At 71.7% G+C, this 8,054-nt stretch carries 7 protein-coding genes; 4 read left to right on the top strand and 3 right to left on the bottom strand.

Going from position 1 to position 8,054, the window contains the following annotated elements; all coding sequences use genetic code 11:
* Positions 1 to 14: 14 nt before the first annotated feature.
* The gene (gene arfB / locus H5J33_RS16005) at positions 15 to 452 is read right to left on the bottom strand and encodes an alternative ribosome rescue aminoacyl-tRNA hydrolase ArfB (RefSeq protein ID WP_181795578.1); all 438 of its coding nucleotides are present in this window, start codon (positions 450 to 452) and stop codon (positions 15 to 17) included.
* Between the two features lie 214 nt (positions 453 to 666).
* Here arfB and H5J33_RS16010 point away from each other — a divergent pair, with 214 nt between their 5' ends.
* Together H5J33_RS16010 and H5J33_RS16015 are read left to right on the top strand one after the other, a co-directional pair.
* Positions 667 to 1,242 carry a TerD family protein gene (locus H5J33_RS16010; protein WP_181795579.1) on the top strand — a complete coding sequence of 192 codons (576 nt, stop codon included), beginning with the start codon at positions 667 to 669 and terminating at the stop codon, positions 1,240 to 1,242.
* A gap of 543 nt (positions 1,243 to 1,785) precedes the next feature.
* Complete coding sequence (locus H5J33_RS16015; protein ID WP_181795580.1) at positions 1,786 to 4,701, top strand: SpaA isopeptide-forming pilin-related protein; 2,916 nt, start codon at positions 1,786 to 1,788, stop codon at positions 4,699 to 4,701.
* Between the two features lie 65 nt (positions 4,702 to 4,766).
* Here H5J33_RS16015 and H5J33_RS16020 read toward each other — a convergent pair whose 3' ends face one another.
* Positions 4,767 to 5,267: a hypothetical protein gene (locus H5J33_RS16020; RefSeq protein ID WP_181795581.1), complete on the bottom strand. Its 501-nt coding sequence runs from the start codon at positions 5,265 to 5,267 to the stop codon at positions 4,767 to 4,769.
* 282 nt (positions 5,268 to 5,549) lie between these two features.
* Here H5J33_RS16020 and H5J33_RS16025 point away from each other — a divergent pair, with 282 nt between their 5' ends.
* The gene (locus tag H5J33_RS16025; protein ID WP_309485415.1) at positions 5,550 to 5,921 is read left to right on the top strand and encodes a beta/gamma crystallin domain-containing protein; all 372 of its coding nucleotides are present in this window, start codon (positions 5,550 to 5,552) and stop codon (positions 5,919 to 5,921) included.
* A 66-nt stretch (positions 5,922 to 5,987) separates the two neighbouring features.
* Positions 5,988 to 7,379, top strand: coding sequence for a M1 family metallopeptidase (locus H5J33_RS16030; RefSeq protein ID WP_181795582.1), 1,392 nt, complete (start codon positions 5,988 to 5,990; stop codon positions 7,377 to 7,379).
* A 22-nt stretch (positions 7,380 to 7,401) separates the two neighbouring features.
* On the opposite strand, the gene H5J33_RS16035 is transcribed toward H5J33_RS16030, so the two are convergent.
* Positions 7,402 to 8,054 (bottom strand): pentapeptide repeat-containing protein (locus H5J33_RS16035; RefSeq protein ID WP_258565140.1); only part of this gene is annotated, 653 nt, incomplete at its 5' end.

Consider the following 8,054-nt stretch of genomic DNA (forward strand, 5'->3'; position numbering starts at 1 on the left):
CGGCGGCCCGTCCGCTACCCCCAGTCGCGGCTCGACCGGCCCCGCTTCGTCTCCGAGCGCTGCTTCTTCTCGCGCAGCCTGCGTTCGTTGATGCCACGCGGGACGCGGGTGGGCTTGCGCGGCCTGGGCGGGGGCGCGGTGGCCTCCGCGAGGAGCGCGGCGAGACGTACGGCGGCGGCCTCCCGGTTGCGCCACTGCGAGCGGTGCTCCGAGGCCCGTACGGTCACCACCCCGTCCACCAGGCGCCCGGCCAGCCGGTGCAGCGCCCGCTCCTTCCACACGGGCGGGAGCGCCTCGGTGCGCGCGAGGTCGAAGCGCAGCTCCACCTGCGAGTCACTGGTGTTGACGTGCTGTCCGCCGGGCCCGGACGACCTGGAGAAACGCCACATCAGCTCGGCCTCGGGCAGCGAGACCGAACCACGGATGAGATAGGGCCCGGACATGTCCTCCATGTTCCCGCCCCGCAGCGGCGCACGTCACCTGTATTTCCGGCTCCCGGACCGGCCCGGCGGAACCTCGGCCCGGGCTCGGTAAAAAAGGTAAAGCCATCAGGAACCGACGGCACCCCCCGCGTCGTTGTGCCAGGTGACAGTAGCTTCGTCGGCAAGCTTCGTCGGCACAGATGTGCACAGAGATGCACGGGTATCCAAGGAAGGGACTCCCAACATGGCTGTAAGCCTGTCCAAGGGTGGCAACGTCTCGCTCACCAAGGAGGCTCCGGGCCTCACCGCCGTCACCGTGGGCCTCGGCTGGGACGTCCGCACCACCACCGGCACGGACTTCGACCTGGACGCCTCCGCCATCGCGGTGAACACGCAGGGCAGGGTCTACTCGGACGCCCACTTCGTGTTCTTCAACAACAAGCAGACCCCGGACAACTCGATCGTCCACACGGGTGACAACCGCACGGGCGAGGGCGCCGGCGACGACGAGGCGATCAACGTCAACCTGGCCGCGCTCCCGGCCGACGTCGACAAGATCGTCTTCCCGGTGTCCATCTACGACGCCGACAACCGCGGCCAGAACTTCGGCCAGGTCCGCAACGCCTACATCCGCATCGTCAACCAGGCCGGCGGCGCCGAGATCGCGCGCTACGACCTGTCCGAGGACGCGGCCACCGAGACGGCCATGATCTTCGGCGAGCTGTACCGCAACGGCGCGGAGTGGAAGTTCCGCGCGGTCGGCCAGGGCTACGCCTCGGGCCTGGTCGGCATCGCCCAGGACTTCGGCGTCAACGTCTGACAGCGGGCTCCGACCCGGAACAGCAGGTCCTCGGCCCGCCGAAACACCTGAAGACCCCCCAACTCCCCCTCGGGGGGTCTTTTTTTCACGCCCGGGTCGTCGAGCCAGTACGGGTACACATCCCTGTCGGGCTCCGAACCTCTCCGCGGCCACGTGGCATGGAAGCCGCGCCGGACGGCCGGGAAGCCGCTCGCGGAGGGCCCGCCCGTCCTTCAGGAGATCGCGGAGGACGGGGGGCTGAAGCACGTTGCAGTCGCCGGGCCGGACCACCCAGCGGCGGTTCTCGGCGGGGACACCGGGGTGCGGAGCCACGGAAGCCTGATGCCGGCCTTCGCCGGCACCGCCTCAGGGCGAGGGCGGGCTCCCCGTCAGAGCGTTTGAAACCCGGCCGGCACCGGTTTTTGTACCGGGCGTTCTCTTACACCCGCCCGGTACGGATGTCGCGTCGGACGGGCCGAACGTGTGCGGGCCGTCCGCGTGACAGCCGTCCGGTCCGGGAATGTCGTCCCCGCCGCGCCGGTCCCGGCGGCGAAGCCTGTGGGCATGCATTCCATCGGAAACCGTGTGGCGGCTCTCCGGTCCGGTCTGGGCCGGGCCGGCCTCGCCTGCACACTCGTGGCGGGCCTGGCCCCCGCCCTGATCCTCGGTGTGGGAGCCGGCCAGGCCCAGGCCGCCCCGCTGCCGGGCGGGCTCGGCCCCTGCGTCCCGGGAGACTGCCCGGACCCGTTCCCGGGCATCAACAACAGCCCCTTCGCGGGCCGGGACAACGGCATCAACATCTTCGTCGGCAACGACTTCCTCGTCCGGGGCAGGGCCGCGGAGGCGGAGGGCCGGATCGTCGTCCTGGACGACTTCGACATGGCCAAGGACACCGGGGGCAGCTCCGTCTACAACGTCGGCATCGTCGGCGTCGGCTCGCGGGTGCCACCGCCCGACGGCGCGGACTTCCTGACCACCGGCGGCGACATCACCGTCGCCCCCGGCCAGCGGCTGCTCGCCGAGGGCGGGGTCGTCCGGTACGGCGGCACGGTGACCGGCACGGTGGAGGGAACCCTCGTCCACGACCCGGACGCCGCCCAGCCGTACCTGCCGCTGCGCGACCAGCTGACCGCCGCGAGCCAGTGCTACGCCCGCGTGGACGGGGCGCCCCGGCCGGCCACGGGTACGGCGGTGAACCAGGGCTACCAGACGCTGTTCACGGGCGACGGCACCTCCGCGCTCCAGGTGTTCAACGTCGACTTCGACCTCGCCGGTCCCGGCGGGGGCCAGCAGGGCATCGCCTTCGCGAACATCCCCGACGACGCGACGGTCCTGGTCAACCTCATCGGCGCCAACCGGGTCGTCAACACCTACAGCGGCGGCATCGACGACGCCACCGACCCGCTCAACGCCTACCGCGAACGCCTGCTGTGGAACTTCCCCGACGCCACCTCGGTGAACCTGACCGGCACGGGCCAGTTCCAGGGCAGCGTCCTGGTCGGCCGGCAGGCGTCCATGACCACGGTGTCGCTCCCCGGTGTGAACGGCCGCTTCCTGACCACCGGTTCGCTCACCCACACCAGCCCACAGACGGGCGTCGAGTTCCACTCGTACCCGTTCGACGGCGACCTGCCGGACTGCGGCGGCGAGCCGCAGCCGGTCACCGGTGAGGTCCGCGTCGAGAAGACCGACGCCGAGACCGGAGACCCGCTCGCGGGCGCGGAATTCGAGCTGTGGGAGGAGACGAACGGCACGCCCGGCCTCCAGACCGGCGGCGCCGACCCCGACACCCGCGTCGGCGGCACCTGCACCACCGGCACGGACGGCCTCTGCGCACGAACGGTGGAGACCGGCACGTACTACTGGCGAGAGACCGCGGCCCCCGACGGCTACGACCTCCCCACCCCCAACGTCTTCGGCCCCCTGACCCTCACCGAGGCCAACGCCGACGACGGCGTCCAGACCACCGCCGCGAACACCCGCACCGAAGAACCCCAACCCGTCACCGGCGAAGTCCGCGTCAACAAGACCGACGCCCAGACCGGCGATCCCCTCGCGGGCGCCAAGTTCGAGCTGTGGGAGGAGACCAACGGCATCCCCGGCCTCCAGACCGACGGCGCCACCCCCGACAGCCAGGTCGGCGGGGTGTGCACCACCGGCACGGACGGCCTGTGCGTACGGACGGTGGAGACCGGCACGTACTACTGGCGAGAGACCGCGGCCCCCGACGGCTACGACCTCCCCACCCCCAACGTCTTCGGCCCCCTGACCCTCACCGAGGCCAACGCCGACGACGGCGTCCAGACCACCGCCACGAACACCCGCACCGAAGAACCCCAACCCGTCACCGGCGAAGTCCGCGTCAACAAGACCGACGCCCAGACCGGACAGCCGCTGGAGGGCGCGGTGTTCGAACTCTGGGAGGAGACCAACGACACTCCCGGCCTCCAGACCGGCGGCGCCGACCCCGACACCCGCGTCGGCGGAACCTGCACCACCGGCACGGACGGAGTGTGCGCGCGGACGGTGGAGCCGGGCACGTACTACTGGCGAGAGACCGCGGCCCCCGACGGCTACGACCTCCCCACCCCCAACGTCTTCGGCCCCCTGGTCCTGACCGAGGCCAACGCCGACGACGGCGTCCAGACCACCGCCGAGAACACCCGCACCGACGAACCCCAGCCGACCACCGGCGAAGTCCGCGTCAACAAGCTCGACGCCCAGACCGGCCGACCCCTCGCGGGCGCCGTGTTCCAGCTGTGGAGGGAGACCAACAACATCCCCGGCCTCCAGACCGGCGGCGCCGACCCCGACACCCAGATCGGCGGCACCTGCACCACCGGCACAGCCGGCCTGTGCACACGAACCGTCACACCCGGCACGTACTACTGGCGCGAGACCGCGGCCCCCAACGGCTACGACCTCCCCGACCCCAACGTCTTCGGCCCCCTGGTCCTGACCGAGGCCAACGCCGACGACGGCGTCCAGACCACCGCCGTGAACACCCGGACCGAGGAACCGGACACAGAGGGCACCCTCAAGATCAAGAAGACCGATGCCCAGAACGGCAAGCCCCTCGCGGGCGCGGTCTTCGAGCTGTGGAAGGAGACCAACGGAACTCCCGGCCTCCAGACCTCCGGCACCGGCCCCGACACCCGCATCGGCCGGCGCTGCTCCACCGACGCCGGGGGCGACTGCACCTTCGACGACCTCCCGCTCGGCGAGTACTACGTGCGCGAGGTCGCTGTACCCGAGGGCTACCGGCTGCCCGAAGACCCGGTCAGCGGTCCGCACGAGCTGACCGAGGACAACGCCGAGGACGGCATCACCGTCCGGCTCGGCAACAGCCGCTGCGAGCCCGGCCACCACGGCTACGGCGACGACGGCTACGGACACTCCGGTGGCCACGGCGACTCCGGCACGGGCTGCGGAGCCGCGGACGGCGACAGCGACTCCGGCAAGGGGTACGGAGACAAGTAACGGCACGTCCGACGCGCCCCCTCCGGATGCCGTGAGCCGGAGGGGGCGCTCTCCTGTCCGACGCCCTACGGCAGCCGGGGGAAGCGGGCCTGGAGGGTCCAGATCACCGGGTTCTCCGCCAGGTCCTCGTGCATGTCGGTGAGGTCCGCCAGCAGGTCGTGCAGGAAGTCCCGGGCCTCCCGGCGCAGTTCGGCGTGGGAGAAGGAGAGCGGGGGCTCCTCGGCCGGGGTCCAGTCCGAGGTGATGTCGACCCAGCCGAAGCGGCGCTCGAACAGCATCCGGTCGGTGGACTCGGTGAAGTCCAGCTCCGCCCGCTGCGGCCGGGCGGCCCGGGAGCCCATCGGGTCCCGGTCCAGTTGCTCGGCGATGTCGCACAGCGCCCACGCGAAGTCCAGCACCGGCACCCATCCCCAGGCCGTGGACAGCTCCCGGTCGGTCTCGGTGTCCGCGAGATAGACGTCCCCGCAGAACAGGTCGTGCCGCAGCGCGTGCGCGTCCGCGCGCCGGTAGTCGGTCTGGGGCGGGTCCGGGAACCGGTTGGAGAGGGCATAGCCGATGTCGAGCACGGGGAGATGGTGTCACGCCGTCCCGCCCGGAACCGCCGCCGGTCCGTCCGGACACCCCCACGCCCACCTGGTTCCACCCGCCGTACACCCCACGGCCCTGCTCTGCCGACCCGTGTAACGGGAAGGTAAAAAACCATGCGTGCCGGTCCGGCCGACACAGCCCTGCGCCAGGATTGAAGCGCACAAGGGCCGACTGTCACGCCCGACCGGGCAGTTGCCTCACCGTTCGGGATGAACTCCGGCTCACGCAGCGTGCCCGACCCTTCAGGGAGATGTCTCATCGTGCCCACCGCCAGGAAGACCACCCGGAACCTGTTAGCCGTAGCGTTACTGACCGCGGGCCTCGCCGTCGCGACTCCGGTGAACGCCGCGCACGCCATGAACCAGACGCCTTGCACCAGTGACGACTTGTTGCACATCTGGGGCCACTACAGCCGTCCGATCATTGCCGGCGGCAACGGGCCCTTCGAATACTGCGCCGCCAACGCGGGGACCATGAGTCTCGGAGCCGGCGCCTGGGTGGACAAGATCTCCACCGGGAACAACGACATCCAGATGAACGACGCCAACGGCTCAACCGTCAAGATCAGCCGCTGGAACATCGTGACCTACCCCACCCGGCCGCCGAACATCACGTCCATCCAGATCTTCTGAGCTGTCGGCACGCCCCACCCGCCGGCGCCCCACCGCCGGGCGCCCCGCCCGCCTAAGATCGCCGGCATGTCCAGATCGGTACGCCTTGTCCCGGCCGTCGCGGCGCTGCTGGCCCTCGCCCTGACCGGCACCGCGTGCGACGCCGGTGTCCGGGGCGCCCCGGGCGGTCCCGGCGTGGGCGACCCGTACTTCCCGAAGGCCGGCAACGGCGGCTACGACGTCGGGCACTACGGCCTCGCCCTGGACTACACCCCGGCCACCCGCCGGCTCACCGGCACCGCGGTCATCACCGCCCGGGCCACCCGGGACCTGTCCGCGTTCGACCTCGACCTCGCCGGACTGCGCGTCGACTCCGTGCGCGTGGAGGGCGAGCAGGCCCGCTGGAACCGCACCGGGCAAGAGCTCACCGTCCGCCCGCACACCGGCCTCCGCAAGGGCGAGACCTTCCGCGCGACCCTCCGCTACTCGGGCACCCCGCGCACCCTCACCGACCCCGACGGCTCGAAGGAGGGCTGGCTGCCCACCGCCGACGGCGCCCTCGCCCTCGGCGAACCCGTCGGCTCCATGGCCTGGTTCCCCGGCAACCACCACCCTTCCGACAAGGCGACCTACGACATCGCGGTCACCGTCCCCGAGGACCTCAAGGCCGTCTCGGTCGGCGAGCAGGTGGACCAGACCACGAAGGGCGGCCGCACGACCTACCGCTGGCAGTCGGCCCAGCCCATGGCGAGCTATCTCGCCACCGTCGCCATCGGCCGCTTCGACATCGCCCGCACCACCGGCCCGCACGGCCTGCCGATCGTCACCGCCGTCGACCCGGGCCAGGCCAAGGCGAGCGCCGGCGTGCTCGCGCGGATCCCCGAGATCCTGGACTGGGCGGAGTACAACTTCGGCCCGTACCCCTTCTCCTCCGCCGGCGCGATCGTGGACCGCCCGGGCGACGCCGGTTACGCCCTGGAGACCCAGACCCGCCCCGTCTTCCCCGGCCCGCCCGACGTCTCCACCCTGGTGCACGAACTCGCCCACCAGTGGTACGGCGACTCGGTCGGTCCCGCGTCCTGGCGGGACATGTGGCTCAACGAGGGCTTCGCGACCTACGCGGAGTGGCTCTACGACGAGGACCACGACGGGCCCACCGCCCAGGAGACCTTCACCAGCCTCTACGAGGGCGGCCCCGACGACCTCTGGGCCTTCCCGCCGGCCCGGCCGACGAGCGCCGCGCACATCTCCGACGCGCCCGTGTACCAGCGCGGCGCGATGGTCGTGCACAAGATCCGCCAGACCGTCGGCGACGACACCTTCTACGACATCGTCCAGGGCTGGGCCGCCGCCCACCGCCACGGCACCGCCGACACCGCCGGCTTCGTGCGATACGTGGAGAAGAAGGCCCCGGGCAAGGACTTCCGCACGATCTGGAAGGACTGGCTGTACGGCGACGGCAAGCCCGCCCACGCCTGAGGCCCGCCCCGGCCGCCGTGGCTCAGTCCACCACCCGTATGCCCAGCTCCGCCGCCAGCAGCGGGGCCAGGTCCAGCAGTTGGCCCGTTCCGATCACCGCGCCGGACAGGCGGTCCAGGCCCCGGACGATCTCCAGGGGCGCGGCGCCGCGCAGATCGACGTCCGCCAGCGTCGCGCTGCCGAAGTCGGCTCCTTTCAGGGCACAGTCGCTGAACTCCACCCGCTCCAGCCGCGCCCCCGCGAAGTCCGGTTCGACCAGCACACAGGACTCGAAGACGACGTCCTTCAGCCGGGCCTCGCGCAGATTCAGGAAGTCGATCTTCCCGCCCCGGACCACGACCCGCTCCAGCACCGCCCCGTGCATCTGGGTGCCGCCCAGCCGCGCGTCGACCAGCTCGACATCGCGGAACGTGGACTCCGCGAGCCCGGTGCCGACCCCGCGCAGGCCGGTCAGGACCGAGTCCAGCACCCGGGCCCTGGCCAGCGCCGTCTCGTCCAGCACACAGCCCGTCAGCGCGCAGTCCATGAACCGGGCGCCCCGCGCGTCCTGCCCGCTCAGGTCCCGTTCCCGGAACTCCAGCCCGTCGTAGTCCCCGTCCGGCTCCAGGGCGCCGCCGGCCCAGGGCTCCAGGGCCGGCAGCCGCGGCTTCGGCCTCCTTCGCCCCGCCGCCGCTG

Origin of the sequence: Streptomyces sp. WELS2 (assembly GCF_013870595.1) — a bacterium.
In the GTDB taxonomy this organism is placed as follows: Bacteria; Actinomycetota; Actinomycetes; order Streptomycetales; family Streptomycetaceae; genus Streptomyces.